The sequence below is a fragment of the Nitrospirota bacterium genome, from assembly GCA_040757595.1.
Taxonomy (GTDB): Bacteria; Nitrospirota; Nitrospiria; order Nitrospirales; family Nitrospiraceae; genus JBFLWP01.
Map to the genome: position 1 here is coordinate 35655 of JBFLWP010000005.1, position 25518 is coordinate 61172.

At 65.5% G+C, this 25518-nt stretch carries 30 protein-coding genes and 2 tRNA genes; 18 read left to right on the forward strand and 14 right to left on the reverse strand.

Annotation, left to right across the window (positions count from 1 at the left end; translation table 11 throughout):
• Positions 1 to 259 precede the first annotated feature (259 nt).
• Both AB1411_06500 and AB1411_06505 read right to left on the reverse strand, forming a co-directional pair.
• Complete coding sequence (locus AB1411_06500) at positions 260 to 556, reverse strand: ATP-dependent Clp protease adaptor ClpS (GenBank protein ID MEW6543247.1); 297 nt, start codon at positions 554 to 556, stop codon at positions 260 to 262.
• Positions 557 to 604: 48 nt separating this feature from the next.
• Positions 605 to 1288 carry a hypothetical protein gene (locus tag AB1411_06505; GenBank protein ID MEW6543248.1) on the reverse strand — a complete coding sequence of 228 codons (684 nt, stop codon included), beginning with the start codon at positions 1286 to 1288 and terminating at the stop codon, positions 605 to 607.
• Positions 1289 to 1385: 97 nt separating this feature from the next.
• Between AB1411_06505 and cax the strand changes: the two genes are divergently transcribed.
• On the forward strand, positions 1386 to 2465 hold the full coding sequence (cax, locus tag AB1411_06510; GenBank protein MEW6543249.1) for a calcium/proton exchanger: 1080 nt from the start codon (positions 1386 to 1388) through the stop codon (positions 2463 to 2465).
• Between the two features lie 12 nt (positions 2466 to 2477).
• Here the strand turns inward: cax and AB1411_06515 are convergent, their stop codons facing one another.
• On the reverse strand, positions 2478 to 2681 hold the full coding sequence (locus AB1411_06515) for a hypothetical protein (protein ID MEW6543250.1): 204 nt from the start codon (positions 2679 to 2681) through the stop codon (positions 2478 to 2480).
• 160 nt (positions 2682 to 2841) lie between these two features.
• On the opposite strand from AB1411_06515, the gene AB1411_06520 reads away from it, so the two are divergent.
• Positions 2842 to 3198: a hypothetical protein gene (locus AB1411_06520; protein ID MEW6543251.1), complete on the forward strand. Its 357-nt coding sequence runs from the start codon at positions 2842 to 2844 to the stop codon at positions 3196 to 3198.
• Between the two features lie 12 nt (positions 3199 to 3210).
• Here AB1411_06520 and hemW read toward each other — a convergent pair whose 3' ends face one another.
• Both hemW and AB1411_06530 read right to left on the reverse strand, forming a co-directional pair.
• Positions 3211 to 4335 carry a radical SAM family heme chaperone HemW gene (hemW, locus tag AB1411_06525; protein ID MEW6543252.1) on the reverse strand — a complete coding sequence of 375 codons (1125 nt, stop codon included), beginning with the start codon at positions 4333 to 4335 and terminating at the stop codon, positions 3211 to 3213.
• Between the two features lie 14 nt (positions 4336 to 4349).
• Complete coding sequence (locus AB1411_06530) at positions 4350 to 4616, reverse strand: hypothetical protein (GenBank protein ID MEW6543253.1); 267 nt, start codon at positions 4614 to 4616, stop codon at positions 4350 to 4352.
• Positions 4617 to 4708: 92 nt separating this feature from the next.
• On the opposite strand from AB1411_06530, the gene AB1411_06535 reads away from it, so the two are divergent.
• The 3 genes from AB1411_06535 to AB1411_06545 all read left to right on the forward strand — a co-directional run bounded on the left by AB1411_06535 (position 4709) and on the right by AB1411_06545 (position 6012).
• Positions 4709 to 4933 carry a zinc ribbon domain-containing protein gene (locus tag AB1411_06535; protein MEW6543254.1) on the forward strand — a complete coding sequence of 75 codons (225 nt, stop codon included), beginning with the start codon at positions 4709 to 4711 and terminating at the stop codon, positions 4931 to 4933.
• Between the two features lie 101 nt (positions 4934 to 5034).
• On the forward strand, positions 5035 to 5340 hold the full coding sequence (locus AB1411_06540; protein ID MEW6543255.1) for a hypothetical protein: 306 nt from the start codon (positions 5035 to 5037) through the stop codon (positions 5338 to 5340).
• Positions 5341 to 5349: 9 nt separating this feature from the next.
• Entirely contained in the window at positions 5350 to 6012 is a 663-nt protein-coding gene (locus AB1411_06545; protein ID MEW6543256.1) for a hypothetical protein, read from the forward strand.
• Positions 6013 to 6015: 3 nt separating this feature from the next.
• Here AB1411_06545 and AB1411_06550 read toward each other — a convergent pair whose 3' ends face one another.
• A complete protein-coding gene (locus AB1411_06550; protein MEW6543257.1) occupies positions 6016 to 6930 on the reverse strand; it encodes a formylglycine-generating enzyme family protein in 915 nt (304 codons plus the stop codon).
• Entirely contained in the window at positions 6927 to 7676 is a 750-nt protein-coding gene (locus tag AB1411_06555) for an iron-containing redox enzyme family protein (protein MEW6543258.1), read from the reverse strand. The genes AB1411_06550 and AB1411_06555 overlap by 4 nt, the downstream gene beginning before the upstream one ends.
• A 44-nt stretch (positions 7677 to 7720) precedes the next feature.
• On the opposite strand from AB1411_06555, the gene AB1411_06560 reads away from it, so the two are divergent.
• Positions 7721 to 8005, forward strand: a complete 285-nt coding sequence (locus AB1411_06560) for a hypothetical protein (protein MEW6543259.1) — start codon at positions 7721 to 7723, stop codon at positions 8003 to 8005.
• Between the two features lie 199 nt (positions 8006 to 8204).
• Positions 8205 to 8438 (forward strand): DUF2007 domain-containing protein, encoded by a 234-nt coding sequence (locus AB1411_06565; protein ID MEW6543260.1) that lies wholly within the window; start codon positions 8205 to 8207, stop codon positions 8436 to 8438.
• A 3-nt stretch (positions 8439 to 8441) separates the two neighbouring features.
• Here AB1411_06565 and AB1411_06570 read toward each other — a convergent pair whose 3' ends face one another.
• Positions 8442 to 8870 carry a hypothetical protein gene (locus AB1411_06570; GenBank protein MEW6543261.1) on the reverse strand — a complete coding sequence of 143 codons (429 nt, stop codon included), beginning with the start codon at positions 8868 to 8870 and terminating at the stop codon, positions 8442 to 8444.
• A gap of 115 nt (positions 8871 to 8985) precedes the next feature.
• Between AB1411_06570 and AB1411_06575 the strand changes: the two genes are divergently transcribed.
• Positions 8986 to 9351 (forward strand): hypothetical protein, encoded by a 366-nt coding sequence (locus tag AB1411_06575; GenBank protein MEW6543262.1) that lies wholly within the window; start codon positions 8986 to 8988, stop codon positions 9349 to 9351.
• A gap of 73 nt (positions 9352 to 9424) precedes the next feature.
• On the opposite strand, the gene AB1411_06580 is transcribed toward AB1411_06575, so the two are convergent.
• Positions 9425 to 10186: a hypothetical protein gene (locus AB1411_06580; GenBank protein ID MEW6543263.1), complete on the reverse strand. Its 762-nt coding sequence runs from the start codon at positions 10184 to 10186 to the stop codon at positions 9425 to 9427.
• Between the two features lie 169 nt (positions 10187 to 10355).
• Here AB1411_06580 and metH point away from each other — a divergent pair, with 169 nt between their 5' ends.
• Entirely contained in the window at positions 10356 to 14048 is a 3693-nt protein-coding gene (gene metH / locus AB1411_06585) for a methionine synthase (GenBank protein MEW6543264.1), read from the forward strand.
• Between the two features lie 78 nt (positions 14049 to 14126).
• On the opposite strand, the gene AB1411_06590 is transcribed toward metH, so the two are convergent.
• Positions 14127 to 14618, reverse strand: coding sequence for a hypothetical protein (locus tag AB1411_06590; protein MEW6543265.1), 492 nt, complete (start codon positions 14616 to 14618; stop codon positions 14127 to 14129).
• 156 nt (positions 14619 to 14774) lie between these two features.
• On the reverse strand, positions 14775 to 15827 hold the full coding sequence (locus AB1411_06595; protein MEW6543266.1) for an HD domain-containing phosphohydrolase: 1053 nt from the start codon (positions 15825 to 15827) through the stop codon (positions 14775 to 14777).
• Between the two features lie 156 nt (positions 15828 to 15983).
• Between AB1411_06595 and AB1411_06600 the strand changes: the two genes are divergently transcribed.
• From AB1411_06600 to AB1411_06620, 5 genes are all read left to right on the forward strand, one after another.
• Entirely contained in the window at positions 15984 to 16118 is a 135-nt protein-coding gene (locus AB1411_06600) for a hypothetical protein (protein ID MEW6543267.1), read from the forward strand.
• 69 nt (positions 16119 to 16187) lie between these two features.
• Positions 16188 to 16913 carry a ribonuclease PH gene (rph, locus tag AB1411_06605; GenBank protein MEW6543268.1) on the forward strand — a complete coding sequence of 242 codons (726 nt, stop codon included), beginning with the start codon at positions 16188 to 16190 and terminating at the stop codon, positions 16911 to 16913.
• Between the two features lie 100 nt (positions 16914 to 17013).
• On the forward strand, positions 17014 to 17619 hold the full coding sequence (locus AB1411_06610; GenBank protein MEW6543269.1) for an XTP/dITP diphosphatase: 606 nt from the start codon (positions 17014 to 17016) through the stop codon (positions 17617 to 17619).
• Positions 17620 to 17698: 79 nt separating this feature from the next.
• A tRNA-Pro gene (locus AB1411_06615) sits at positions 17699 to 17775 on the forward strand.
• A 116-nt stretch (positions 17776 to 17891) separates the two neighbouring features.
• Positions 17892 to 17968 (forward strand) — tRNA-Arg (locus AB1411_06620).
• Positions 17969 to 17978: 10 nt separating this feature from the next.
• Here AB1411_06620 and AB1411_06625 read toward each other — a convergent pair.
• Genes AB1411_06625 through AB1411_06635 form a run of 3 tightly spaced genes read right to left on the reverse strand, consistent with a single transcriptional unit; the run spans position 17979 to position 21423 of the window.
• Positions 17979 to 19379, reverse strand: a complete 1401-nt coding sequence (locus AB1411_06625) for a sigma-54 dependent transcriptional regulator (protein ID MEW6543270.1) — start codon at positions 19377 to 19379, stop codon at positions 17979 to 17981.
• Positions 19380 to 19387: 8 nt separating this feature from the next.
• A complete protein-coding gene (locus tag AB1411_06630; protein ID MEW6543271.1) occupies positions 19388 to 20011 on the reverse strand; it encodes a hypothetical protein in 624 nt (207 codons plus the stop codon).
• Positions 20008 to 21423, reverse strand: a complete 1416-nt coding sequence (locus tag AB1411_06635) for an ATP-binding protein (protein ID MEW6543272.1) — start codon at positions 21421 to 21423, stop codon at positions 20008 to 20010. The genes AB1411_06630 and AB1411_06635 overlap by 4 nt, the downstream gene beginning before the upstream one ends.
• Here AB1411_06635 and AB1411_06640 point away from each other — a divergent pair.
• The 4 genes from AB1411_06640 to AB1411_06655 all read left to right on the forward strand — a co-directional run bounded on the left by AB1411_06640 (position 21382) and on the right by AB1411_06655 (position 25515).
• The gene (locus AB1411_06640) at positions 21382 to 21825 is read left to right on the forward strand and encodes a hypothetical protein (protein MEW6543273.1); all 444 of its coding nucleotides are present in this window, start codon (positions 21382 to 21384) and stop codon (positions 21823 to 21825) included. The genes AB1411_06635 and AB1411_06640 overlap by 42 nt on opposite strands.
• 129 nt (positions 21826 to 21954) lie before the next feature.
• Complete coding sequence (locus AB1411_06645) at positions 21955 to 22392, forward strand: hypothetical protein (protein ID MEW6543274.1); 438 nt, start codon at positions 21955 to 21957, stop codon at positions 22390 to 22392.
• A gap of 199 nt (positions 22393 to 22591) precedes the next feature.
• Positions 22592 to 23113, forward strand: coding sequence for a hypothetical protein (locus tag AB1411_06650; protein ID MEW6543275.1), 522 nt, complete (start codon positions 22592 to 22594; stop codon positions 23111 to 23113).
• 110 nt (positions 23114 to 23223) lie between these two features.
• Positions 23224 to 25515, forward strand: coding sequence for an MASE1 domain-containing protein (locus AB1411_06655; GenBank protein MEW6543276.1), 2292 nt, complete (start codon positions 23224 to 23226; stop codon positions 25513 to 25515).
• The last annotated feature ends 3 nt before the right edge of the window (positions 25516 to 25518 follow it).

Here is a 25518-nt window from a genome sequence, read left to right on the forward strand (position 1 = left end):
ACAGCGGTGAATTGCTGAGCAAGGGGAAGATACCCAAGTGGCCCTCTGCCCACAAGCCGCTTGAGAAAGCTCACCGAAAACCCCATAAGACAGGCGCTCGACAGAGGGCTTCGCTCGCGAGGGTTCGTAGGAGAGACAGGTCCCTCCGGCAGGCCAGTCGCGCGGCGGCCAGGAAAACCCGTCGGCGGACCAACCGGTAGCGGTTCGGCTCGTTAAAGTTCTGTGCAGGGGCCCGAAGAGGGCCCCTGCGCGTTTTCGGTCACTGCAAGGCCACTCGCAGCCCGCCCCCGGCCAAGTGCTTGGCAATCCCCTCCGCGGTTTTGCGATCCCCTTCGTACACGGTGGCGCTTCCTTCGTGGTCAATGCGCCAGGCCAACTCGAAGGCCTTGGTGGGATTCATACCGGGGATGGCCTCGCAAAGCAGACGAATGACCTGCTGGTAGGTGTGGCAGTTGCAGTTATAGACGACCACCCGGGCTTCCAGCCCGTCGCCCGAGCCAGTACTCCGGTCTTCGATGGTTTCCGGAACCGCCAGGGTGGTGCCCGATTCTTCCATAAACCAACATTCTAGCAACCGTTCAACATGGTGCCAAGTCCCCCCGGTTCACTCCTCTTCTTCTCGGGGGACCAGGCGGTGGACGAGTGGAAGCCGGTCCCTGATCCTGGTCCGGTCCAGCAATCGGAAATGGACGGCTGAGTCGGTCACCGCTTCCAACTGGTGCCGACGGCAGAGGCGAATGGTATACGCAAGCGAGGCCGCTGTCTTGACCAGGGCCAGCCCGTACTCGTACCGGTAGCCCTCTTCGCCCGAGAGTCGGTGCCCGCTCGAGGCTTTCAGGTCCTGCACGGTGAACGGGTGATGCGCTCTTGATCCCTCAACCAGGCGGAGCAGGGCAGCCGGGCCTGGCACCATCGCGTCTCCGATCCTCATCCCGTGCGAAAAGTCGAACAGCCCCCGCTGGAAGCGCCGGTCCTCCTTCAGCCCCTCGTGGAACAGCGAGCGCCAGACCGGATCGGCCAGGTCCCGGTCAATCGAAGCGGCCGTCTCCGCATCCAGCGGGCCGCTGACCCGGTGTCCCTGCACGATGCGGCCGCTGCGCACCAGGTCGGGAAACTGGTCCCCCATCCGGTCTTCATAGGCGGTCAGCCCGCTCGTAGCCGTCACCTGCAGGGCCATGTAGTCCCGGAAGTGCACGGCCGCATAGTCCTTCAAAAGACGGTGCAGGGTGCGCTCGTGGCAGAGGTGAAAGGGATAGTAGAGGGCGTGACGCGACGCGGCTTCGGCCATCGAGATTCCTCAACCGGGATTGTTCACGGCGGTTCGTCCCGTTCGCCCCGTGCTCAGGGCTAGGCTGGAACTCGCGGCTATGGTATACCCTGCCGCAATGCTCGCGCGCCTAGGCCTCCATCGCGGACTGAATCTCCTGCTCCTGTTCGTGCCGCTGGCCGCGGCGCTGGAGTTCCTCCACGCGGACCCGATCCTCGTCTTCCTCGCCTCGGCTCTGGCCATCGTGCCGCTCGCAGGCCTGATGGGGAAGGCGACCGAGCACCTGACGAGGCACGTGGGGGCGGGGCTCGGCGGGCTGTTGAACGCGTCGCTCGGGAACGCGGCTGAACTGATCATCGCCCTGGTCGCATTGCGGGAAGGGCTGCACGACGTGGTCAAGGCTTCCCTCACCGGGTCCATCCTCGGCAACATCCTGCTGGTGCTCGGCTTCGCGATGATGGCGGGAGGGCTGCGTTACGAGCGCCAGCGCTTCAACCAGACGGCGGCGGGAATGGGGGCCAGCCTGTTGCTGCTCTCCGCCGTCGGGCTGGTCGTTCCGGCTCTGTTCCATCTGACCGCGTCCGCTCGGGGCGCGGCCGTGGAGCGGGAACTCAGCCTCGTGATCGCCGTCGTTCTCTTCACCATTTACCTGCTCAGCCTGCTGTTCTCCTTGAAGACGCACCGCCATCTCTACGCGGGGGATGCGGCGGCTTCGGACGAGGCGGGGCACAAGCCCTGGAGTCTTCGGAAGGCTGCCTGGGTGCTGACGGTGGTGACCGTGGCGGTCGCCGTCATGAGCGAGTTCCTGGTCGGGGCCCTGGAGCCGGCGGCGGCCAGCCTGGGTATGACGCAGGTCTTCGTCGGGGTGATTCTGGTCGCGCTGGTGGGGAATGCGGCCGAGCATTCGACGGCCGTGCTCGTGGCGATGAAGAACAAGATGGACCTGGCGGTGGGCATCGCGCTGGGCTCCAGCCTCCAGATCGCGCTCTTCGTGGCGCCGGTCCTGGTGTTTGCCAGTTACGTCCTCGGCGCCCCGCTGGATTTGATCTTTACGCCGTTCGAAGTGGCGGCGGTCACGATCTCGGTGCTGGCGGTCGGATTCGCGGCGATGGACGGGGAGTCCCACTGGATGGAAGGGGCGATGCTCGTCGGAGTCTATCTGATCCTGGCGGTCGCCTTCTACTTTCTGCCCGTGTGAGGCGCGCCGGATTCACCACCGATCCATGTCAATGACCTCGGTGGCGTCCCAGAGGTTCTTCCATTCCGCGTCCGCGAGAGCCTTCTCCCGATCCGCTTCCGTTTCCTCGAACAGGTTCTCCCGCTTGGCCTCGGGCTGGCCGGCGCCCGACTTCTGGCCGGCCTGGCCGCCTTGAGCGGACTTGCGACGCTTCTTGGGGTCCATATTGACCGGCATGGCACGCTCCCTACTACCCAATGTCCTATAAGCGATCCCCGGGGTTTGTCAAGGGCTCCCTGGTTGACTCGCCTGGGGACCGCTGCTAGAGTGCCGCCGTTTGCCGAATTCCCCGCCGCGGCCGGTCGGTCGGAAACGGGTAACGTCGAGACAGTCAATCGTGGTCCTCAGCGCCAAGGTCCTCTGGCCCCTCTTTCCGCTCCTGCTGCTGGTGGTCGTGGTGTGCCTCACCTGGGCCCTGGTCCACGTCGTACGGCGCGCCAGCGGAACCACCGCCGTCTGGCTCCAGGCCGGGGCGCTGGGCGGGTACCTGCTGGCGGCCGTCGCGGCGATCGCCAGCGAGCGCGGCGCGGTCTCGGCCAACCTGCACCGGCCCTTTTCGCTCCTCACCCAGTTGGCCATTGCCCTGGCCCTCTTCCACGTCTGGGGCAAGGATCGCTCCCTCGTCGTGCTGAATGTCTCCGCCTGGGCGGCCATCCTGGCCGACACGGCGCTGCACTACTTGCTGACGAAGTAGCGCCTCCGAGCGCTAAAGCAACTCGACCGCGACCGAGTCGGCGAACCGGCGGCCCAGATCGGTCAGTCTGAGCCGGCCTTCCCGCTCTTCCAGCAACCCCTCATCGGTCAGCCGCCGCACGGTCTCTTGCCCATTGTTCTTCAGCTCGTCCGGCAGCCTCTCCAAGGCCACGCCGTCCGTCAGTCTCAGGCCGAACACGAGGGCCTCGCGCTGCCGCTGTGCCCGGCTCAGGTGTTCGGTCCCCTCGGCGGGCAGGCGGTTCTCGCGCAGCATGGCGAGATAGCGGTCCAGTCGCTCCACATTCCCGAACCGGGTTCCATTCAGGTAGGACTGGGCGCTGGGGCCCAGGCCGAGGTAGTCGTCGCCGGCCCAGTAGTGGAGGTTGTGGCGGCTCGCATAGCCGGGGAGGCAGTAGTTGGAAATCTCGTAACGGGTGAACCCTGCCCGAACCAGCCGGGCCGCAGCCAAGTCCTCCAGCTCGTTCTGCAACGTCTGGTCCGGCTCGTGCCGGTCGCCCCGCCGGATGTCGGTCGCCAGCCTCGTGCGCTCCTCCACCGTCAGGGCATAGCAGGAGAGGTGGGTGGGTTGCAGGGCCAGGGCCTCATCCAGCGTCGTGAGCCAGGTCTCGATCGTTTGCCCCGGCAGCCCGTAGATCAGGTCCAAGTTGAGGTTTGCGAACCCGGCCGACCGGGCCGTCTGAACCGCGCTGCGAACGGCTGCGGTCTGATTCGGTCGGCCGATCCGGAGCAATTCGTCCTGATCCAGCGATTGAATGCCGAAGCTGATCCGATTGAACCCGCTTCCGACGAGGGCGGCCAGCCCTCGCTCGGTCACCGTGCCCGGATGCGCTTCCAGCGTGATCTCCGCCCGGTCGGTCAGGCCCAATTCCGTCCGGACGAGCGCGACGAGGCCGGCGAGCTGTTCGGCCGGAAGTAGCGAGGGCGTCCCGCCGCCGAAGTAGAGGCTGTCCGGAGTCCGGCCGTCGAGGGTCTTGGCTTCCGCGCGCAGCTCGATCTCGCGACGGAGTGCCTCCAAGTAGGCCTGAGCCCGGTCCGGCCGATGGACTTCCAGAGAAAAGGAGCAGAAATGGCACCGGCTCAGGCAAAACGGCACGTGGATATAGAGCCCGACTGCCATGATGGCCTTTGATCTCAGCTCAATCGGATCGGTTTTTGGGACCAGTCCTTCACCATCGCGATTTCGATCTCGTCCAGGGGGGAGACGCCGCGGTTGCGGACGTGGACCTTCCAGGACGGATGCCGGCGAAGCGAATCGAACAGGAGCTTCAGCAATTCCGGCTTCACGAGCCGCTCCCATTCCTCCAGCCAATGGTAGTTGTCCTCGTCGCCGTCGTAGTCGTCCGGGAAACGGGCTTCCAGGCTGAAGCGGAACGTGAAGGCTTTTTCTTCCTGAACCATGCGGCCTCCTGTCTCGTGCCAGCCGATGCGTTGCGATCACCGGCGCGCCCGATTATAATACACCCGTCAGGAACCGGAGGGGAGAGAACCCGATGCCGATCTACGAATACGTTTGTCAGGAATGTCGCCATCGCTTCGAGGCCATCGTGCGCGGCTCGGCGACGCCGGCCTGTCCGTCCTGCAAGGCCACCAGGCTGGAGAAGCAGTGGTCGGCCTTCGCCGTGGGAGCCACGGGCGGCTGGTCGCCGTCCGGCGCTCCGGGAGCCTGCGGGACCTGCGGCGATCCGCGCGGACCCGGCGCCTGCTCGATGAATTAATGAAGAGCGTCACTCGTGAAGCGTGCAGCGTAAAAAAACTTCTCGGCGCTGCCGCTCACGAACGGCGCTGCACGCTTCACGAGCGGCGTTTACGAAGCTTCATGACCGTTGATCTGGCCATCCACACGCTGTCCCAGTCTGATCCGATCCCGAAGCTGCTTCAGGAGGTGAGGCTCGGCCGCATGAAGGCGACCGACGCCGGTTTGCGCGCCGTGACCGAGGCCTGGCTGGGCACGTATCGTCAGGTGTTGCAGTCGGCCAACGGCCTTGATCGGACGGCGCTGCACCGCCTCGACCCATCGCCGCGCCTGGAGGTGTTGATCACCGCCGGCGTGATGTCCGCCGACCATCCGGCGATCCTGTCGCTCCGCACGGCCTACGAACAGGCGCTCGCCGGGGCACGATAGGCGTCACCCATGCGCGCGTTCGCCGCCCTTGCGATCCTTGGTCTGGTCGCGGCTGCTCCGTCGGGCGTCGCCGGCCAGGACTCGATCGGCGTGCGACCGCTCCTGGCGCTCAAGCTCGACGAACTGCGGACGATTCTCCCGTCGGAGACCCACCTGCTCGCCGAACCAGCCGCCATCGAGCGGTTTCTGGAAGGGTTGGACGGGGCTCCCCCCGACTGGGTCGCCGTCTACGGGCACGGACACCATGACCCCGGCCACGATGAGCGGCTGTTCAGCTTGAACCGTGAACGTGACGGGAGGCGGGCGGGCAAGCCGGCACTTCAGTGGCTTGTGACCTTCCTGTGGCCGGGGGAGCTGTCAGGCTATGACCCGAAGGCCGGGGGATTCCGCGTGGCGGTCGGTCCGGCGTTCATCGAGACCCGATGGGGCGTCGTGCGGTTCAAGCCGGAGGATCTCCCCGCCAATCTGACGGCGATTCCAAATCCCGGCCTCAGGGAATCCCTGCGGCGGAAGGTTGAAAAGGGCCAGCGAGTGGAGATCGCCGTTGCCGCGACGGGACGGCTGATTCCCGAGGAGTCGCTCGTCTACGATTTTTCCCACGAAGAGGAGAGGCGGGGGCTGATCATGCCGGTCGTGCGAATCGAACGCATGGACTATGTCCTTGCCCGGTGAGCCTCACCGGTCGTCCTTCGCGCAGCGGAATCCGGTCCCGCTCTGACGGTCGTCTGGATATCCATAGTCGCGATCGGAGGTCCGGAGGCTTTTCGCGGGCTTGAGCCACGAGCCTCCCCGCACGACTTTGAGGAGCACGCCCGCCGGCCCCGCCGGATCGGCGGGCGGCGCGTTGAGATAGTAATAGGGCTCGTACCAGTCGTTGACCCACTCGGAGACGTTCCCCGCCATGTCGAAGAGGCCGTAGGGGCTCGCGCCGCCGGGAAAGCTGCCGACGGGCAGGGTCAGGACTTCGCCCTTCAGCCCCCGTTCCTTCGAAAGACGGGCGCCTTCTCCCTCCACCCAGAAGGCTTTCCACTCCGCTCGATCTTTGAACTCCACCGTGCGTCCGGCCCAGTAGCTGGCGCTGTTGGCTCGAGCGAGATCCCAGTCGTTGCCCCAGGGATAGATCCGGGCGTTTGTGCCGCGCGCGGCCTTCTCCCACTCGGCCTCGGTCGGCAGCCGTTTGCCGGCCCACGCACAATAGGCGGCCGCGTCGTGCCAACTGACATTGACCACCGGATGGTCGGCGGAGCCGGGCAGGTAGGTGCCGTGCTCCCAGAGCGTGGCCGACTGGTTGGGATTGGCGGGGGCCCGATGGCCCGAGGCCTTCACGAACCGGTCGTACTGGTCATTGGTGACTTCGGACCGGTCGATCCAGAAGGCGCTCACGAGGACCAGGCGCTGGGGACGCTCGTCCGAAAACCCCTCGGTGCCCTCCGGACTGCCCATCAGGAACTCGCCCGCCGGGACGAAGACCATGGGCGCGGAGGAAGTCGCCGAGGCGGGGGCGGAGCCGGTGAGCGGTAGGAGGAGCAGAATCGAGAGCCAGGCGCGGCGGAGCGGGCGGAGGGGCGGCCGGCAGGCGCCCCGCGTCACGTTTCCTTCAAGCCGCAGGCGCGGGCGATGCCGTCGCGAAAGTGCAGCCAATGCTTCAACGCCTGCTCCAGACCGTCGAGCACGGCCTGCTGCTGCTCCGCCTCGAGGGCGTGGGTGAGCACGATGTTGTAGGCCGCGTGCCTGTGTCCCGGCTCCACCATGTGGTGGGCCCGAACCAGGTCCAGATATTTCGGCGGGAGCCCCTGATACTGGACGAGCGGATGCTTCACGATGAGCTCTTCGATCTCGGAAGGGGTCTTGGGAACGGAGGGATGGAGGATCTCCTGACGGTCGTTGATGCTGCCTTCCACGAAGATCGTGAGGACCGCGACTCCGACGAGCCAGTCCCGTTCGCAGGTGACCAGATCCAGCCATTCCCGATAGACGCGGGAGCTGGCCAGCAGCTCCACGTCGCGGAACTCGCTCCGCTCGAACCCCAACCCCAGCATCATCGTCAGGAACAGGTCCGGATGGGGACGGCCCAGGGAGAGCCCGCCCGTGTCCTCCTCATAGATGTTCGTGGCCAGGATGCTCCGGACTTCGCGCGGCGGGTTCTTTCCGTACACCCTGGCCATCAGGACGGGAAAGTCCCGGACGTAGACGGCGTACTCCTGCCGGAAGTGGACCTTCAGTTGGGCCTTGGTGATGCGGTTCCCGGCAAAGTGGGGCCAGGCCCAGTGGTGCTTCCGATCCATGATGCTCAGCAACCGCTCGCGGAGCTGCTCGCTGGATAGTTTCTTGATCATCGCGCCTTGCCTTCTCCCGCCCGCGCCGCTAGAATGCCGCCCCGATGCAACCGGTCACGCTCGCGAACCCGCAGGACATCCTGGCCTTTCTGGCTGACGTGTCTCTGCGCGGCAAAGGGTTTACCACCGACTGTTTGCTGGATTACGTCCTGGACGAAGGGTTTACCGAGCCGATCTACCTCAACGCGGCCGGGGAGGACCCCGACGCCTTCTACAAGAACCGGCCCAACGCCTGGGCCACCTATCAAGTGAGGGAGTGGAAGCGGGTCTTGACGATCTCCGGCGGTTCCGGCAAGGAGCGCCGCGTCCAGATCACCGAGACTCCCTAACGCGAAGCTCCGGCCCCTTTCCCGCCTGAATCCCAATGACCCGGGCGCGCCTCCTCATCCGGTTGCGCTAGTGTAATGGGGGCGACCGAGAAAAATCAACGAGCCGACGGTTGCAGTCACTCCGGCCCATTCGTAGAATGGGAGTGACGCGGGCGGGCGCTCTCCACAGACGGGGCTCGTGCGAAGCTGGATGGCGGCGATGGTCAAACTCATTGAACCTCGGGACGAAGGCGAGCTGGCCCTGATCAAGAGCCTGCTGGACGGAAACGGCATCCAGTTCTTCGTCCAGAACGAGCATTTCGGGAGCCTGTATCCGGGCCTGCCCCTTCCCTTCAACCGTCGAGTCGTGATGGTGCACGAAGCGGATCTGGATCGGGCGGAGACGTTGATGGGGAATCTGTCCGTGACCAGACGGACGGAAGAGGCGGGCTGAGGGCTACTGGTAGTACCAGCCGCCGACCAGGACGTCTTCCTCGAAATAGAGGTACCGGTGCTTGACGGTGGCCGGGTCCTTCCAGTCCTCGTAGATCCACTCCTCCCGCCGGATCCCATCTTTCGTATAGCTCACGTTGATCGTGTAGGGAGAGCCCCAGGCTTTCAGCACCTGCTGGCGGGACATGCCGACCATGACTTGCTTGTTCTGGATGTGCTTTTCGAAGGTGGGGTCCAGCAGGCCGGGCAGGAACCGCCAACCCAGCATCAGCAGGAGCACGAGGACGAGGAAGGCATAGATGATGAGCCGGACCGGCCTCCGGCACAGGAACGGTTTCGTCGTCCCCGGCTTGGCGGCTGGAGCCTCGCCCGCGGCGGCTTCGGGCATCTCCGCCGTCGGCAGGCGGGTCTGCGTCTGGGCGTGGAGTTTCATCGCAAGGACCGCAGTCTAACAGCGGCTTGAAATGGCCGTCAAGACGGGGGGCAGGTGGCGATGCTCGCTGTGAGCCCTTGCCACACCATGGGTTAGAGAAGGGCGAGCGGAGAAAATGATCGTCGAGGTGGAGAGCAATCCCAACTGCGAGGCGACGATCTTCGCCCGGTTCAAGGAGACCGGTCCGCCACGACGAGTCGTCCAGGTCCGGAGTTTCGAGCGGAATCCGCAGGGGGAATGGTGCTGGGTCACGGGCTGGACCGATCAGCCGGGGCAGCCGCTCTGTCCCGCCTACGCCCAGGTTGTGGAGGACTCAGGGGCCGGCCTGACCACCCTGGTCTATGGAGGTTTGTGGGGGATCAGGCTGAAGCCGGTCGCGTTGGCGGAGGACTGGAGTCTGGAGAGCCCCAACCAATGGGGCGAGCCCTACCTGTCCATGGCCGACTCAAGGGACATCATATTCGCTGGCCCCGGTCAGTGACGCGCGACGGGTCGGAATCGGACCCTCCGATGTTCCTCCACCCCGTCACTCGTCACCTGTCACGGTCCTGTTGCTAATCTGCGTACTTGGGCACCGGGACCGTTTTGGTCTTCGGGGGCGGAGGCGGCTGGCGCGCGAATTCCGTGGAAAAGGGGTTCAGGATCGGCTCGTGCGTATGGCGCTGCCGCTGCTTGACCAGTTGGACGCTCTGGACGCCGATCTCCATCCGGTCTATCGGCACCTTCAGGGTCAGAAACTCCGGCAATCCCTGTAAGGCAAACATCTGAAAGGCCAGCGTCCAATCGAGCCGGTCCTTGTCGCGCTCCCTCACGATGAACCGGGCGTCGGTGGAAGGGGGACCCTTGAACAGCAGCACCATGATGTTCGAGCGGAAGGCGGGCGCGGTCGGCTCGATCGGCGGCTTGAATTCCGGGACCAGCGAAGGAATCCGCTCGATCGGCACCGGCGGCGAGAACTCGACGTCCACCAGATTGACGTGGAGGGTCGGAAACTCCGATTCGTCGTTCGGGTCCACGACGTAACCGAACGAGTAGCGCACGTCCACCCCGTCCCGCTTGTACTTGTACACGTCCTCGCCGTTCTGCGGCGCGATGACCTTCTTGTAATAGTTCTCCCAGTCCGCAAACGAATAGTAATTGAAGGCGCGGAGCGCGGCCTTCCGGTCGCGCACCGCCTGCGGCGGGCCCAGCTTGGCGCGCAGCTCGGCCTGAGTCAGGCCCAGGTAGCCGTCTTCGAAGTAGGGACCGGCGAGGGCGGAGTTGGCGAGCGAGGTCCAGGCGGCGACGGAGAAGAAGGCCCACGCGAAGGCGAGCATCGAGCGAAGCGTGCGCGGGATCAAGAACGTCTCCAAGCGAGTGCGGTCATCGTAATGGCGGCTCTGGGCAAAGTCAAGGCGGGGTTCGCGGCTTGCCTGGGTGCATCGTTCACGTTATAGTGCAGCGGGTTGCGATTCGAAGCGCCGGCGGCAGTTGGAGCGGGACACCATGAGTCAGTCGGTCGGTAAGGGGGCGGAGATCGAGGCGATCCTGCGCCGCCGCATCGTGATCATCGACGGAGCGATGGGCACGATGATCCAGGCGCACAAGCTGGATGAGGCGACCTTCCGCGGGAGGGCGTTCGCGGGCCATTCCTGCGACCTGAAGGGGTGCAACGATCTGCTCTGCCTCACCCAGCCGCACATCGTCGAGGGAATCCACCGGCAGTTCCTGGAGGCAGGGGCCGACATCATCGAGACCAACACGTTCAACTCCACCTCGATCTCGCTGGCGGACTACCGCCTGGAGCGTCACGTCTACGACCTGAACCTGGCCGGGGCCAGGGTCGCGCGCAAAGCCGCGGACGAGGCTTCGGCCAGGGACCCGAAACGCCCCCGGTTCGTGGCCGGGGCGATCGGACCGACGAACCGCACCGCCTCCCTCTCCCCCGACGTGAACAATCCGGCCTTCCGGGCGGTCACGTTCGACCAGCTCGTCGAGGCCTACGCCGAACAGGTGCGGGGCCTGCTGGACGGGGGGGCGGACCTGCTCCTGGTCGAGACGGTCTTCGACACGCTCAACGCCAAGGCCGCCCTCTTCGCGATCGACCGGCATTTCGAGGGGCAGGGCTGGCGGGTGCCGGTGATGGTCTCGTTCACGATTACGGACCGGAGCGGGCGCACCCTGTCCGGGCAGACCGTGGAGGCCTTCTGGATTTCCGTCTCGCACGTGCCTTTGCTGAGCGTGGGGATCAACTGCGCGCTGGGGGCCAAGCAGATGCGGCCCTACATCGAGGAGCTGGCCGGTCTCGCGCCGGTGTACCTGAGCTGCTATCCGAACGCGGGGCTGCCCAACGCCTTCGGAGGGTTCGACGAGACCCCGGCGATCATGTCCGCGGACCTCCGGGACTTCGCCGCCAACGGGTGGCTGAACCTCGTGGGCGGCTGCTGCGGCACCACGCCGGCCCACATCAAGGCCATTGCGGAGGCCGTGCGGGACTTGCCCCCGCGGGTCCCGAGCCGGCCTGAGCCGTTCACGCGCCTGAGCGGGCTGGAGGCCCTCACGATCCGTCCGGAGTCCAACTTCGTCAACGTCGGGGAGCGGACCAACGTGACCGGCTCGCCCGCCTTCGCCAAGCTGATCAAGGCGGGCGACTTCGAGGCGGCCCTGGGCGTCGCGCGCCAGCAGGTGGAGGGCGGGGCCCAGGTGATCGACGTGAACATGGACGAGGGGCTGCTGGACTCCAAGGGCTCCATGGAGCAGTTCCTGCACCTGGTCGCCTCCGAGCCGGACATCGCCCGGGTCCCGGTCATGATTGACAGCTCCGACTGGGAGGTCATCGAGGCGGGGCTCAAGTGCGTGCAGGGCAAGCCCGTCGTGAACTCGATCAGCCTGAAGGAGGGAGAGGAGGCGTTCACGCGCCACGCGAAGCTGATCCGGCGCTACGGCGCGGCGGTCGTGGTCATGGCCTTCGACGAGGCCGGGCAGGCCGACACGGTGGAGCGCAAGGTCGAGATCTGCACGAGGGCCTACCGGATCCTGACCGAGCGGGTCGGCTTTCCGCCGCAGGACATCGTCTTCGATCCCAACGTCCTGACCGTGGCGACCGGCATCGAGGAGCACAACGCCTACGCGGTCAACTTCATCGAGGCCACGCGACGGATCAAGGCGACGCTGCCGCACTGCAAGGTCAGCGGCGGGATCAGCAACATCTCGTTCTCGTTCCGCGGGAACAACGTGGTGCGGGAGGCCATGCACTCGGCTTTCCTCTACCACGCGATCAAGGCCGGGCTCGACATGGGCATCGTCAACGCCGGCCAGTTGGCCGTGTACGAGGAGATCCCGAAGGACCTGCTGGAGCTGGTGGAGGACGTGCTCCTGAACCGGAAGCCCGACGCGACCGAGCGGCTGGTGGCCTTCGCGGAGACCGTCAAGCGGAAGGACAAGGCGGCGGTCCAGGACGACGCCTGGCGGCACGCCACGGTGGAGGAGCGGCTCTCCCACGCGCTGGTCAAGGGCGTCGTGGACCATATTGAACAGGACGTGGAGGAGGCCCGGCTCAAGTACGGGAAGCCGCTCGCGGTGATCGAGGGGCCCCTGATGGCCGGCATGAACGTGGTCGGCGACCTCTTCGGCTCGGGGAAGATGTTCCTGCCCCAGGTCGTCAAGAGCGCCAGGGTCATGAAGAAGGCGGTGGCCTATCTGCTGCCGTTCCTGGAGGAGGAGAAGCGGGCGCTGGGCGACAGCCGGCCGCAGGGGCGGATCCTGCTCGCGACCGTCAAGGGGGACGTGCACGACATCGGCAAGAACATCGTCGGGGTCGTGCTCGGCTGCAACAACTACGAGGTCACCGATCTGGGCGTGATGGTGCCCAGCGAGAAGATCCTCCAGACGGCACGGGAGAAGCAGGTGGACTTGATCGGGTTGAGCGGGCTCATCACCCCGTCGCTCGACGAGATGGTGCACGTGGCGCGCGAGATGGCGCGCGAGGGCTTCCGGGTGCCGCTGCTGATCGGGGGGGCGACGACCAGCAAGGCCCACACGGCGGTCAAGATCGCGCCGGCCTACGACCGGCCGGTCGTGCACGTGCTGGACGCCTCCCGCGCGGTGGGGGTGGTCGGAAGCCTCGTCAGCCAGGAGCGGCGGGTGGCCTTTGCCGAGAAGAACCGGAAGGAGCAGGACGAGATCAGATCAGCCCACCAGGGGAAAAAGGGGCCGACGCTCCTGCCTCTGGAGCAGGCGCGGGCCAGGAAACTGTCCGTGGACTGGCAGGAGGCCGATTTGCCCAAGCCGGCCTTCCTCGGACGCCGCCGGCTCGAGTCGATTCCGCTTGAGCGGCTCGTACCGTTCATTGACTGGTCACCTTTCTTCCACACCTGGGAGCTGAGGGGCCACTATCCCCAGATTCTGGAGGACGCCCGCATCGGGGCCAGGGCCAAGGAGCTGCTCGGGGACGCCCAGGCCCTGCTCAAGGAGATTGCGGACAAGCGGTTGCTCACCGCCCGGGCAGTCTACGGGTTCTTCCCGGCCAACAGCGTCGGGGACGACATCGAGCTCTACACGGACGAGTCGCGGAGCAGGATCCTGACGACGATCCACACGCTCCGCCAACAGACCGAGAAACCGGAAGGCCAGCCCAACCTGGCCCTGGCCGATTTCATTGCGCCCCGGTCAACCGGGCGGGCCGATTACCTGGGCGCCTTCGCGGTGACGGCCGGGATCGGCCTCGAGGCCCTGTGCGCGCGGTTCGAGCGGGAGCACGACGACTACAACTCGATCATGGCCAAGGCCCTGGCCGATCGCCTGGCCGAGGCCTCGGCCGAGTGGCTGCACGGGCAGGCGCGGGCCGATTGGGGGTACGGGATCGGGGAGACCCTGTCCAACGAGGACCTGATCCGGGAACGGTATCGCGGAATCAGGCCGGCGCCCGGCTATCCCGCCTGCCCGGACCATACGGAGAAGAGGCTCCTGTTCGACCTCCTCCAGGCGGAGAAGGAGGCCGACATCTCCCTCACCGAGACCTTCGCGATGCAGCCGGCCAGCTCGGTCTGCGGGTTCTACTTCGCCCATCCCCAAGCCAAGTACTTCGCCGTCGGCAAAATCGGCCGTGACCAGGCGGCGGACTATGCGAAGCGCAAGGGCATGGCGCTCAAGGAAGTCGAACGGTGGCTGGGACCGAATCTGGGCTACGATCCTGCGTGAAACGAGAAAGGTGAGAAGTAAGACGTGGAATGGCGGTGAGACGTGAGGGGATGTCAGCCCCCCACGTCTCGCGCTCGTCTATGAACGGCAGACTGTCAATTGCTCGGTCTGCTGGATTTTCGCCGCAGCGCTCTCCAGGGCCGTCCTGATCCACCCGTACCGTTCCTCAGCCCAGGCATTGAAGGCCGTCGCGTCGGGGAAGACCAGGTCCCAGGCCCGGGCCGCGTCGAGCAGCAGCAGCTCGTGAGGCCGGTTCTGGCCCGGGAAGAAGACCACGAGCACGGCCGAGTTGCCGATCAGGCTGATGTCGGTGAAGATGTGGATCATGGCCGAAGGCGGCAGCTCGGCGTCCCGTACGGCTGCCTCCACGATCGGGCTGTAGAGCCGGTGCAGGAACTGGGAGATCGCTTCGTAGGGGGCCTTGGATTCGTGCAGCCTCGGATTCGGAGAGTCCCCGAACAGGTGGTCGGTGAAGTAGGCGGCGGCTTCCCACGTGGGCATGGCTCCGGTGGAAACCAGGGCTTCGCACACATAGGCCAGCCAGTTGCGTGTTACGGCGCAGGACGGCATGATGGATTCCTCCCTCGGTGGTGCGACACGGTGCGTTGACTGGGTGAAAGACCGGATTCAGTGCCTGGCAGGAAGATCCTGAGGACTCACCGGTGCGAACCGGGACGCATCATACCGGAGCAAAGGTCCGTTGTCAACGAGGATGGCGGTTCGCGGCTAGAGGTCGGCGTAGCGAGTCCGGATCGCCAGGGCCTCATCCAGGGATGCGAGGAAGAGGTCGAGCAGGCCCGGGTCGAACTGCTTTTCCCGCCGCTCGCGCATGATGGAAACCGCCTGGTCAATGGAAAAGGCGGGCTTGTACGGGCGGGGGCTGGTGAGCGCGTCGAACACGTCGGCGATGGTGGCGATGCGCCCGGGGAGCGGGATCGCTTCGCCGGCGAGGCCGCGAGGATACCCGCTGCCGTCGAACTGTTCGTGATGCGTCCAGGCGATGGTCGCGGCCAGGCGCAGCAGCTCGGACTCGGAGCCGGCCAGGATGCGGTAGCCGATCTCCGAATGTTGCCGGATGATCGAGAACTCGTTGGTCGTGATCTTGTCGGGCTTGAGCAGGATGTGGTCCGGGGTGCCGATCTTGCCGATATCGTGCATCGGGCTGGCGATGCGGATCAACTCGCAGGTCGCGTCGTCCAGCCCGCATTTTCTGGCCAGCAGCTCGCAGTAGTGGCTCATCCGGCGGATGTGCTGGGCCGTCGCGTCGTCCCGGAATTCGGCCGCGATGGCCAGCCGCTGGATCGTTTCCTCGCGGGACAGGCGCAGGTCCCGTTGCGTCTGCTCGAGCCGCTCGATGGCGTGGCGGAGCGCGGCGGTGCGGTCCAGCACGGTCTGCTCCAGCCGCTCCCGATGAGCCCGGTTCTCGATCTCCAGGCGGCGCCGTCGGAGCGCGTTGGCGACGTTGATCAGGACTTCGTTGGACTCGAACGGCTTGATGATGTAGCCGTAGGCCCCGATTTCCAGCGCCAGGTTGGCCAGTTGCGGGTCGTCCAGGCCGGTCACCATGACCGCCGCCGTGTCCGGATGCTCGCGGAGCACGTGGCGGATCAGGCCGAGCCCGGACTCGCCGGGCATGTTCATGTCGCACAGGATCAACGCGAATTCCTGTTCGGCCAGACACCGGCGAGCCTCCTGCGCATCGGCTGCCGTCACGCACGCGTAGCCGTACCGCTCCAAGAGCCGACCCAGCATCCGCCGGATCGCTTCCTCATCGTCCACGATGAGAAGCCTGGCGCTCCCGGTTGGGGGAAGGTTGTCGCCCATGGGGTCCAGGACATTTAATCAGAAAACCTGCGGGATTGAAAGCAGAGACCGCCCCGGGTAAAACCCTGAAACGGGCGGGCGGCATCGCTCGAACCGGTCGCGGAGCGCTCCATGCCCTACGTCTTTCCGTACGAGGAGGCCTTTGTCGTCGGAGTCGGCGCCCTGATTGCCGGACTTTTGCTGTTCAGAATCGCGGTGGCGCGGAAGCGTGCCCGCGAATCCGCACGGTCTGACCGGACCGAGTGACCGGCCGTTTCGTTGATCTTCGATCTCCCCTCCTTTATAATCCGCTCCGTTATGGATCGCGGACTCTCGCTGCTGCGCCTGGACGGTCGCCGGCCGGACCAGCTCCGCCCCGTCAAGATCACGCGGGACTTCATCAAGTACGCCGAGGGGTCCGTGCTGATCGAGATGGGCGGCACGAAGGTGATTTGCACCGCGTCCGTCGAGGAGAAGGTGCCGCCCTTCCTCAAGGACAAGGGGCGGGGATGGGTGACGGCCGAGTACGCCATGCTTCCCCGCGCGACCCAGGAGCGGACCCAGCGCGAGGCGACTCGGGGCAAGCAAGGGGGGCGGACTCTGGAGATTCAACGGCTGGTCGGGCGCGCCCTGCGCGCGGTGACCGATACGGCGGAGATGGGGGAGCGCACCGTCTGGATCGACTGCGACGTGATCCAGGCCGACGGGGGCACGAGGACGGCCTCCATCACCGGTTCGTTCATCGCCCTGGCTGACGCGTTCGCGGTGCTGAAGAAAAAGGACCTCATCAAGAAGCGGCCCCTCACCGATTACCTGGCTGCCGTCAGCGTGGGCAAGGTCGGCGGGGAAGTCCTCGTGGACCTGGCCTACAACGAGGACTCCATGGCCGACGTGGACATGAACCTGGTCATGACCGGGCGGGGACGGTTCGTCGAGGTGCAGGGCACGGCGGAGCGGACGCCCTTCGAGAAGAAGGACTTCGACGAGTTCATGCGGGTCGGGTGGGCCGCCATCCAGAGCCTGGTCATGCTTCAGAAGGAGCTGATCGGCGGCCTGGAATGAGAAAGAGGGGCGTCACTCGTCATTGGTCATTCGTCAATCGGGAAGAACAGGCGTTCGGCTCCCTTACGAATGACGGATGACGGATGGCGGATGACGGGAGTTGAGAGAACTGGTGCTTGCGACCAGGAATCCTCACAAGGGCGCTGAACTGGCCGCGCTGCTGCGCGACGCGGGGGTCAGGATCAGGACGTTGGCCGAGTTCCCTGACGCGCCCGAAGTCGAGGAGGACGGGGAGACCTGCCAAGCCAACGCGACCAAGAAGGCGACCGCGATTGCCGGGTACACAGGGCTCCCGGCCGTGGCCGACGACACGGGCCTGATGGTGGACGCGCTCAATGGGCGGCCCGGCGTCCATGCGGCCCGCTATGCGGGGGCGGACGCGACCTACGAGGACAACTGGCGCAAGCTGCTTGCGGAGTTGAAGGGCGTTCCGGGGGAGCGGCGACGGGCCCGCTTCGTGACGGTGGCGGTCATCGCCTGGCCGTCCACCGGCAAGGTGGAAGTCGTCGAGGGGGTGTTAGAGGGGCTGATTGCGGAAGAGCCGGCCGGGACACAGGGATTCGGGTATGATCCGGTGTTTTTAGTCCCGGAGATCGGGAAGACGCTCGCACAACTCAGCGCGGATGAGAAAAACCGGATCAGCCACCGGGCCAGGGCCTTCTTGAAAGTGCGGGAGATCCTGCAAACGATGAATGCTGAACGATGAGCGCTGAATTGGGAGACTGGAAGACGCGCGGCTTTTGTCCGGCCTTTATACTTCAGCGTTCATCATTGTCGGTGCAAGTCGGGGCGTAGCGCAGCCTGGTAGCGCGTCTGGTTTGGGACCAGAAAGTCCCCGGTTCAAATCCGGGCGCCCCGACCAAGAAAAAGGTGACGCGTGATGGGTGACGGGTGACAGGCAAACATGGACAGAGGACCTCTCCTCCCATTCTTCTCCAACACTTCGCACGTCACGCATCACTTGTCACGTTCCCAGCCGCGCCCGTAGCTCAGTTGGATAGAGCACCGGCCTTCTAAGCCGGTTGTCGCAGGTTCGATTCCTGCCGGGCGCGCCAGCTCCTTCCCTTACACTTCCTGCTTGTGTTCAGCCTGTTCGGGCTGGTCCGTCTTGCTGTCAGACGGGTGGAGGCCGTACTTCCTGAGGAGCTTGTAGAAGTCGGCCCGGTACCGGCCGGCGATCTGTGCCGCGCGCGAAATGTTCCCGCCGGTGAGGCGCAGGATCTCCTTGAGGTAGTTCTTCTCGAACTCCTCCTTGGCCTCCGTCAGCGGCTTCGGCCCGGATTCGCCCTGCGCCGGGGCATAGTCGGGGATCAGGTCCGGCACGATCTGATCCTGCGTCGTCATGATCACGGCCTTCTCGATGGTGTTCTCCAGCTCCCGCACGTTGCCGGGCCAGGTGTGGACCATCAGCTTGTGCATCGCGTCCGGCAGGAAGCCGCGCACCTGCTTGTTCAGCCGCTTGGCGCTTTGCTGAAGGAAATGCTGCGCCAGAACCGGGATGTCGTCTCTCCGCTCGCGCAGCGGGGGAATCGCCAACGGGACGACCTGGATGCGATAGTACAGATCCTCGCGGAAGGCCCCCCCCTTGACCGCCTGGCCGAGGTCTTTGTTCGTGGCGGTGATGATGCGCACGTCCACCTTGGTCGGGCGCGTCGAGCCCACCTCAAAGACCTCGCGTTCCTGGATGGCCCGCAGGAGCTTGACCTGCAGGGACAGGGGGGTTTCCCCGATCTCGTCGAGGAACAGCGTGCCCCCGTCCGCGCTCTGGAACAGCCCGCGTTTCGCCTGGATGGCCCCGGTAAAGGCGCCCTTCGCGTGGCCGAAGAGCTCGCTCTCGATGAGCGTCTCCGGGATCGCTCCGCAATTGACCGGAACGAAGGGGCCGCGGGCGCGCCGGCTGTTGCAGTGGATCACCCGCGCGATGAGCTCCTTGCCGGTGCCGGTCTCGCCGGAGAGCGAGATCGTGGCGTCCGTGTCCGCGACTCTGGCCACCTGCTGGAGCAGGGTCTGCATCGGCGCGCTCCGGGCCACCACGTTCTCGAGCCCGTAGAGCTCCTTGACCAAGAGCTTGAGCCGCTGGATCTCCCGGCTCATCCGTTGCTGGGTCAGGGCCTTCTCGAGGTAGACCTTCAATTCCTTGTCGTCGAACGGCTTCGTGAGATAGCCGAAGGCGCCCTTCTGCATCGCCTCGACGGCGTTCGGGATGGAGCCGTGGGCGGTCAGGATCAGCACGGGCAGGTTGGGGTGGAGCCGGAGCAGCTCCTCCATCACCGTGAGCCCGTCCATGTCCCCGAGCCGCAGGTCGGTGATGGCGAGGTCGAAGACCGTGCGGCGCGCCTCGGCGAAGGCTTCTTCACCTTTGGTGCAGGCCGTGACCGAGAACCCCATAGCCGCCAGCCTCATCTTCAAGAGGGGCAGGAGGCCCTCGTCGTCGTCAACCAGAAGAATGCGTTCCCGTTCCGTCATAGAGGCCCTTACGGGAGACCGTCCTTCCCGGGATGGGGATGGAGGTCCGGCTTGGTGGACGGCTTTTTGGACCGGGCCTTTTCCTTCAGCTCCTGATCGATTTGTTTGAGGGCTTCGAGCTGCCTGGTCAGGTCTTCCACCTTTTTCTCCCTCGCCTTGACCTCTCGCTGCAACGTCTGCGCCGACGCGGCATCCGCCTCCAGGAAGTCCCGGACCAGTTGCTCGGTAGCCCGGCCGTAGGGGGTGTCCGGCCTTGCCATCGATGCTTCTTTCAGCAACCGCAACCAGGTCCGGCTCGAGTCGGCGAGAGGTCCGTTGGGGGCAATGGCCAGGACCTCCTGGAAGTGGCGTGCCGCTGACTCCCGGCTTTCATGGAGCGCGACCAGCGCCCGTGCGAAATGGGCCCGGTCGCAGGACCTGGTCTTGGCGCAGGTCGCGAGCCTGGCGTCCTGCTCGTGGGCGGCGGCCTGGTAAAACGCCGCCTCGCGCTGGCTGGGTATGAGGAAAGGCGCATTCGGGCGAGGAACGGTCTTCACCTCGCAGGCCGGGAGGCTGCCGGTCGCGGCTGCCAGCATGAACAACCAGACCACTCGCACCGGCTTCGCGCACCCCGGCTTTGCGTAACGGATCATGCAACGCTCCGCGGCTGGGTCAACGGCAGGGTAAACGTGACGGTCGTGCCCTTGCCGGGCTCGCTCTCGGCCCAGATCCGTCCCCCGTGCGCCTCCACGACCCGCTTGGCAAAGGCCAGCCCCAGTCCGCTGCCGGCGAGCTGGCTCCTGGCGGACGTGCGGCCCTGGTAGAACCGGTCGAAAATGTGGGGGAGGTCCTCCGACGGGATGCCGGCGCCCGTGTCCGACACGGACACCAGAACGAGGTTCTTTTTCCTGTCCATCTCGATGTGCAAACCCACGCAGGCCCCGTCCGGACTGAACTTGAGGGCGTTCGAGAGCAGGTTGTCCACGACCTGCTCGATTCGGGCCCCGTCCATCGGGACCCAGGTCCGCTCGTGCGGCGCCTCCGTGAGCAGTTGAATCCGCTTTCCCTCGGCCAGCAGGCGCACCTTGCCGACCGAATTCTCAGCCACCTGGGCCAGGTCCGTGAGCACGATCTGGTACTGCATCAGCCCGGCCTCGATCTTCGACAGGTCGAGCAGCGTGGAAATGAGACGGATCAATCGCTGGCTGCTGTCCTGCATGATCTGCAGGGTCTCGCGCTGGTTGGGGCTGAGCGGGCCGGGGATCTCGTCGAGCAGCAGATGCGTTCCCTCCCGGATGGAGGCCAGCGGGGTCCGCAGCTCGTGGGAGATATGGGCGAGGAAGTCGGCTTTCATGTCGTCCAACTCCTGCAGCTTCTTCCCCATCCAGTTGACGGTCTCCACCAACTCGCGCAGGTCGCTCGGGGCCTCGACCTGCACGGTCTCGCCGAACTTGCCCTGGCCGATCTGCCTGATGTGGTCCTGGACCCGGCGGAGCGGCCGCAGGATGCTGTAGCTGGCGACGGCGGCCAACCCCAGCCCCAGCAGGATGGCGACGACGACCAGCCGGCGCATGATGGCCTCCGCCTGAGCGGACCTGGTGCGAGACTCGTTCACGACGGTGCGCATCAGGGCCTCGTGCAGGCCCACGTAGGCGTCGAGGCTGTCGGCGACGCCGTCCACGAGCGCATCCCGGCGGCTGGTATACCGGTCGTCGGGCAAGGAGGCACGGGGCAGGGGCCGCGGCGTCGCTTCGCGCAGGAGGCGCCGGTAAGCCTCATACAGCCGTTGCGTCTTGCCGAGCAGTTGCTGGCCCTCTTGCGCCGGGTCCTGCTGCAGCAGGGTTGAGAGGTTCCTGGTGAACTCCGCCGCCTCCTCGTCGAATTCCCTGAGAAAGACCTCGTCGTGCAAGACCCAGAACTTCTTCTCGCTCCGGAGCTGAGCGTACAGGCTGGAGGTGAGGCGCTTGGCCGACTCGATCGCTGGCGTGTGGTAGGCGACCAGATCCGTGCTCAAGGAGGTCAGTTGCCGGAGTTGGAGCAGGGCGTAGACGTTGACCCCTGCCACCACCAGAATAATGGTCAAGGAACCGAGGGCCAGACGCCAGAAGAGCGAAAGGCGCATCACGTACCCCCGAACGGCAGCGAGAAGGGGAAACAATCTGACTGTTCCGCTCTCCTTGATGTAGGAAAATCCATACATTCCATCGCCTTTGGAAATCAAGTGGTTCCTGTTTCTCGAATCGAAAGCACTGTAGGCTTTGACCTTCATAATCCCTTCAGTCTTTGGAAGTATCCCGATGAGGGATTACTCAACAAACAGCATAAACATCAAATACTTGAAGAATTTTTCTCCCTGCATGAACCATCGGCATCTCACTTGCTGACCACTAGGAAAGCGCATGCCCAGACCATGACGGTCATCCACAATAGACCCGATTGGCAGATGTTTGATAACCGCCCAGAATAAAAAGCGGATGAGTCGAAACAAGCAGCGGGCCAGCTGTCGAGGAATGGTAGCGGATGTGCCTCGCTACCCGGATGCCGCCTCCTCCTGGGGCATTCCCCCGCACAGCCTGGCTGTGAAGGGAGGAGAAGGATGAAGCTCGCGTCCATCATGATGAGCGTCAGCCTGTTCCTGCACGTGACCCTCCTGGGGCTGTTGGGATTCGTGGTCGTGCCGGACGGTCCCTGGCCCGATGCGGCCATCGCCGGATCGCCGGCGGAAAGGTATCTGGCCGGCCTGAACCCGGAGGCTCAGGAAACCATGTTCGAAGGGACGATCGAGGCCGTTGATTGGGACAGCCTGAGCATTACCGTGAAGACGGACTTCGGGCGGGTCCTTGTCCTCTCGGCCACGAGCACCGAAGCCCTGGCCCAACTGAGCCAGGGAGACCGGGTGCGGCTCGAAGTGGACCTGAAGGGAAGCCTGCAGGTGAGGAAGCTCGAGCCAGCCACAGGCCACAGGTCCCAGAGGGCCGGTCCCGTGAGGCGGTCATCCGTGGTGGTGATGCCCTGCGAAGGGGCGGTGGCATGACCGTCGAACAATGGATCACCGTCGGCCTGCTTGGCTGGATGATCTTGCGGGCAATCCTGATCGGCCTTGATCTCTGAAAGACGGTGCGGCCCATTCCTGCCGGTCCGATCAGGGTCCGTGGTGGGGACATGGGTTTTTTGAGGAAACGGAGGTGATGAGCATGAGAAGAGCTGGAAGGCTCTCAGCGTGGTTCCTTGTCATGGGGCTGGCGGGCTGGCTCCTCGCACCGTTGGCTCATGAGGCGGCTTTAGCCGCCGAGGAGCAGGCTGGCGCTCAGGCGCAAGGTCCAATCAAAGAGTGGTCGGGAGGGGCGGCGATCGGGGTCATGGGCGGAACGCCGGACGGTTCCGCCTTCGGGCTCAATTTCAACGCGGATCGGTTCCTGGATCGTAACGTGTCGTTGGGGCCGCTGCTCCAGATGGGGTTCACCGGGGACATGACGCTCGTCGGGTTGTCCGGTCAGGCCAAGTACTGGGCGGACCTTCCCGATGTCTCGGACCGGCTGAAGCTCGTGCTGCAGGGAGGGGTCGGATTCGCCCACGCAGACCTGCGAGGGTCCGATACCTCTTGGCTGATCCCGCTCGGTATCGGGGTGGACTATCAGTTGGACGAGAAGGTCTTCCTCACGAGCACGTTCATGCTCAACTTCACGGACCTGGACCTGGGACGAGGCAACACCGCGACCGTGATGCCGGCCTGGACGGTCGGGGTGCGATTCTAGTCCGTGCATGAGACGACGTGGAGCTGTGCCGCGGATACGGTGGCTCGCGGTTCCGCCGGAATTTCCGCTGATCCTGGCTGGCCCGCTCCCGTGCCGGGGCGCCGACGGGGATCGCGCTGGCTGCGTGCCTCCTCCTGGGGCCGTGGGTCTGGCCGGGCATCTTCCTAGGCGCGTTCCTGACCAACGTCACGACCGCCGGGTCGGTCTTCACCTCCCTCGGCATCGCGACCGGCAACACGCTGGAGGGGCTCATCGGCGCCTATCTGGTGACTCGGTTCGCCAACGGCTGCCGTGCCTTCGAGCGCACGCAGGACGTCTTCAAGTTCGTCGGGCTGGCCGGCCTCGCGAGCACGGCGGTCAGCGCCTCCGTGGGGGTGACCAGCCTCGCGTTCGGGGGCTATGCCGACTGGGACGAGTTCGGCATCGTCTGGCTGACCTGGTGGCTGGGCGACGTCGGGGGCAGCCTCGTCGTGGCACCCCTCCTGATCCTCTGGAGCCAGTCGCCGATCGTTCGCTGGGGCCGGGAGCAAGCGCTGGAAGCGGCGGCCATCCTTGTCGCGCTGGTCGCGGTCGGGCTGGCTGTGTTCGGCGGGTGGTCTGGCGGGAGCGTCTCAAAGGATCCGCTCGAATTCCTGTCAATCCCGATCCTGGTATGGGTGGCCTTTCGCTTCGGCCAGCGCGAAACCGCCGCGGCCACCGTCCTGCTCGCCGGCATCGCCGTCTGGGGGACGTTGCAAGGGGTCGGACCGTTCACGAGACCGTCGGTGAACGAGTCTTTTCTGCTGCTGCAGGCGTTTCTGAACGTGGTCGCCGTGACCGCCATGGCTCTGGCCGCCGGTATCTCGGAGCGCAGACTGGCCGAAGAGGGACTGCGCGAGAGCCGGGAACGGCTGCAGTTGGCCCTTGCCGCCGGCCGCATGGGCATCTGGGACTTCGACTTCGCGAGCGGCGAGGTCCTCTGGCCGCCGGGCCTGGAGGCCATTCATGGGATGGAGCCCGGTACCTTTGGCGGGACGTTCGCTGCCTATGAAAAGGACATCCATCCCGAAGACCATGACCGGGTACTGGAGGCCATCGCCCGCAGCATCGAGCACAAGCAGGAATACGACGTCGAGTATCGTATCACCAGGCCGGACGGGGCGACCTTGTGGGTCAACGGGAAAGGGCACGTCGTCTGTGACCGGTCGGGACGACCCGTCCGGATGACGGGCGTGTGCATGGACGTCACGTCCCGCAGGCTGGCCCAGGAGGCGTTGCGCAACGCGCACGACGAGCTCGAAATGCGGGTGACGGAGCGGACCGAGGAACTGACGGAGGCGATCCGGGCGTTACGATCGCAGATCAACGAGCGCGATCGGGCGGAGCAGGACTTGAAGGCGAGCGAGGAGCGTTTTCGCCTGTTGATGGAGGGCGTCGAAGATTACGCGATCTTCATGCTGGATCCGGGCGGCTGCGTGACGACGTGGAACGTCGGCGCGGAGCGGATCACGGGCTACCGGACGGACGAAGTCCTGGGGCGCCACGTCGCGTGCTTCTATCCCCCGGAGGGCGTCGCTGCCGGCAAACCGGATCTCGCGCTCAAGATGGCGGCGAGTCGCGGCCGCTTTGAGGATGAGGGCTGGCGGGTCTGCAAGGACGGCACGCAGTTCTGGGTCCAGGGCGTGATCACGGCGCTGTGGGACCAGAGCGGAGAATTGCGCGGGTTCGTTCAGATCACACGGGACATCACGGAGCGGAAGCGGGCCGAAGCGGTCCAACGTCAGCTCCTGGAGCAGGTGCTGAGCGTCCGGGAGGAGGAGCGCAAGCGGATCGCCCGCGAGCTGCACGACGGTCCGGGACAGACGCTCACCTCGCTGCTGGTGGGGCTTCGGGCGGCCGAGGAGATGCCGACCCGGGAGGCGATGCGGGCGCGCGTGGAGGATCTCCGGAAGGTCGCCGCGCTGGCGCTCACCGAGATCAGGCGGCTCGCCATGGGGCTCCGCCCGAGCGTGCTGGACGACCTCGGCCTCGACGCGGCGCTCAGGCGTCTGGCGGCCGATTTTACCCAGACGCACGGGCTCTCGGTGGAAGTCTATGCGGACGGCCTGGCTTCGCGTCGGCTGCCGAGTCCGGTCGAGACCGCCCTGTACCGCATCGCGCAGGAGGGGTTGACGAACGTCGCCAAACACGCGGCCGCCAGGACCGTCAGTCTCCTGCTCCGTTCTTCCGGGTCGGATGTCCAGATGATCATCGAGGACGACGGGGCCGGTTTCCAGGTCGAGGCGGCGTTGCAGTCAGCGGACGGGAGACGGCATCTGGGGCTGCACGGAATGAGGGAACGCACCGCGCGGCTGAACGGATCCCTTGAAATCGAGTCCAGGCCGGGAGGCGGGACCAGCCTGTACGTCAAGATTCCGCTCTAAGGA

Coding starts and splice junctions, on each gene's coding strand:
- AB1411_06500 (MEW6543247.1), bottom strand. CDS start 556: ATGGAAGAATCGGGCACCACCCTGGCGGTTCCGGAAACCATCGAAGAC.
- AB1411_06505 (MEW6543248.1), bottom strand. CDS start 1,288: ATGGCCGAAGCCGCGTCGCGTCACGCCCTCTACTATCCCTTTCACCTC.
- cax (MEW6543249.1), top strand. CDS start 1,386: ATGCTCGCGCGCCTAGGCCTCCATCGCGGACTGAATCTCCTGCTCCTG.
- AB1411_06515 (MEW6543250.1), bottom strand. CDS start 2,681: ATGCCGGTCAATATGGACCCCAAGAAGCGTCGCAAGTCCGCTCAAGGC.
- hemW (MEW6543252.1), bottom strand. CDS start 4,335: ATGGCAGTCGGGCTCTATATCCACGTGCCGTTTTGCCTGAGCCGGTGC.
- AB1411_06530 (MEW6543253.1), bottom strand. CDS start 4,616: ATGGTTCAGGAAGAAAAAGCCTTCACGTTCCGCTTCAGCCTGGAAGCC.
- AB1411_06535 (MEW6543254.1), top strand. CDS start 4,709: ATGCCGATCTACGAATACGTTTGTCAGGAATGTCGCCATCGCTTCGAG.
- AB1411_06540 (MEW6543255.1), top strand. CDS start 5,035: ATGACCGTTGATCTGGCCATCCACACGCTGTCCCAGTCTGATCCGATC.
- AB1411_06545 (MEW6543256.1), top strand. CDS start 5,350: ATGCGCGCGTTCGCCGCCCTTGCGATCCTTGGTCTGGTCGCGGCTGCT.
- AB1411_06555 (MEW6543258.1), bottom strand. CDS start 7,676: ATGATCAAGAAACTATCCAGCGAGCAGCTCCGCGAGCGGTTGCTGAGC.
- AB1411_06560 (MEW6543259.1), top strand. CDS start 7,721: ATGCAACCGGTCACGCTCGCGAACCCGCAGGACATCCTGGCCTTTCTG.
- AB1411_06565 (MEW6543260.1), top strand. CDS start 8,205: ATGGTCAAACTCATTGAACCTCGGGACGAAGGCGAGCTGGCCCTGATC.
- AB1411_06570 (MEW6543261.1), bottom strand. CDS start 8,870: ATGAAACTCCACGCCCAGACGCAGACCCGCCTGCCGACGGCGGAGATG.
- AB1411_06575 (MEW6543262.1), top strand. CDS start 8,986: ATGATCGTCGAGGTGGAGAGCAATCCCAACTGCGAGGCGACGATCTTC.
- AB1411_06580 (MEW6543263.1), bottom strand. CDS start 10,186: ATGCTCGCCTTCGCGTGGGCCTTCTTCTCCGTCGCCGCCTGGACCTCG.
- metH (MEW6543264.1), top strand. CDS start 10,356: ATGAGTCAGTCGGTCGGTAAGGGGGCGGAGATCGAGGCGATCCTGCGC.
- AB1411_06590 (MEW6543265.1), bottom strand. CDS start 14,618: ATGCCGTCCTGCGCCGTAACACGCAACTGGCTGGCCTATGTGTGCGAA.
- AB1411_06600 (MEW6543267.1), top strand. CDS start 15,984: ATGCCCTACGTCTTTCCGTACGAGGAGGCCTTTGTCGTCGGAGTCGGC.
- AB1411_06625 (MEW6543270.1), bottom strand. CDS start 19,379: ATGACGGAACGGGAACGCATTCTTCTGGTTGACGACGACGAGGGCCTC.
- AB1411_06630 (MEW6543271.1), bottom strand. CDS start 20,011: ATGATCCGTTACGCAAAGCCGGGGTGCGCGAAGCCGGTGCGAGTGGTC.
- AB1411_06645 (MEW6543274.1), top strand. CDS start 21,955: ATGAAGCTCGCGTCCATCATGATGAGCGTCAGCCTGTTCCTGCACGTG.
- AB1411_06650 (MEW6543275.1), top strand. CDS start 22,592: ATGGGGCTGGCGGGCTGGCTCCTCGCACCGTTGGCTCATGAGGCGGCT.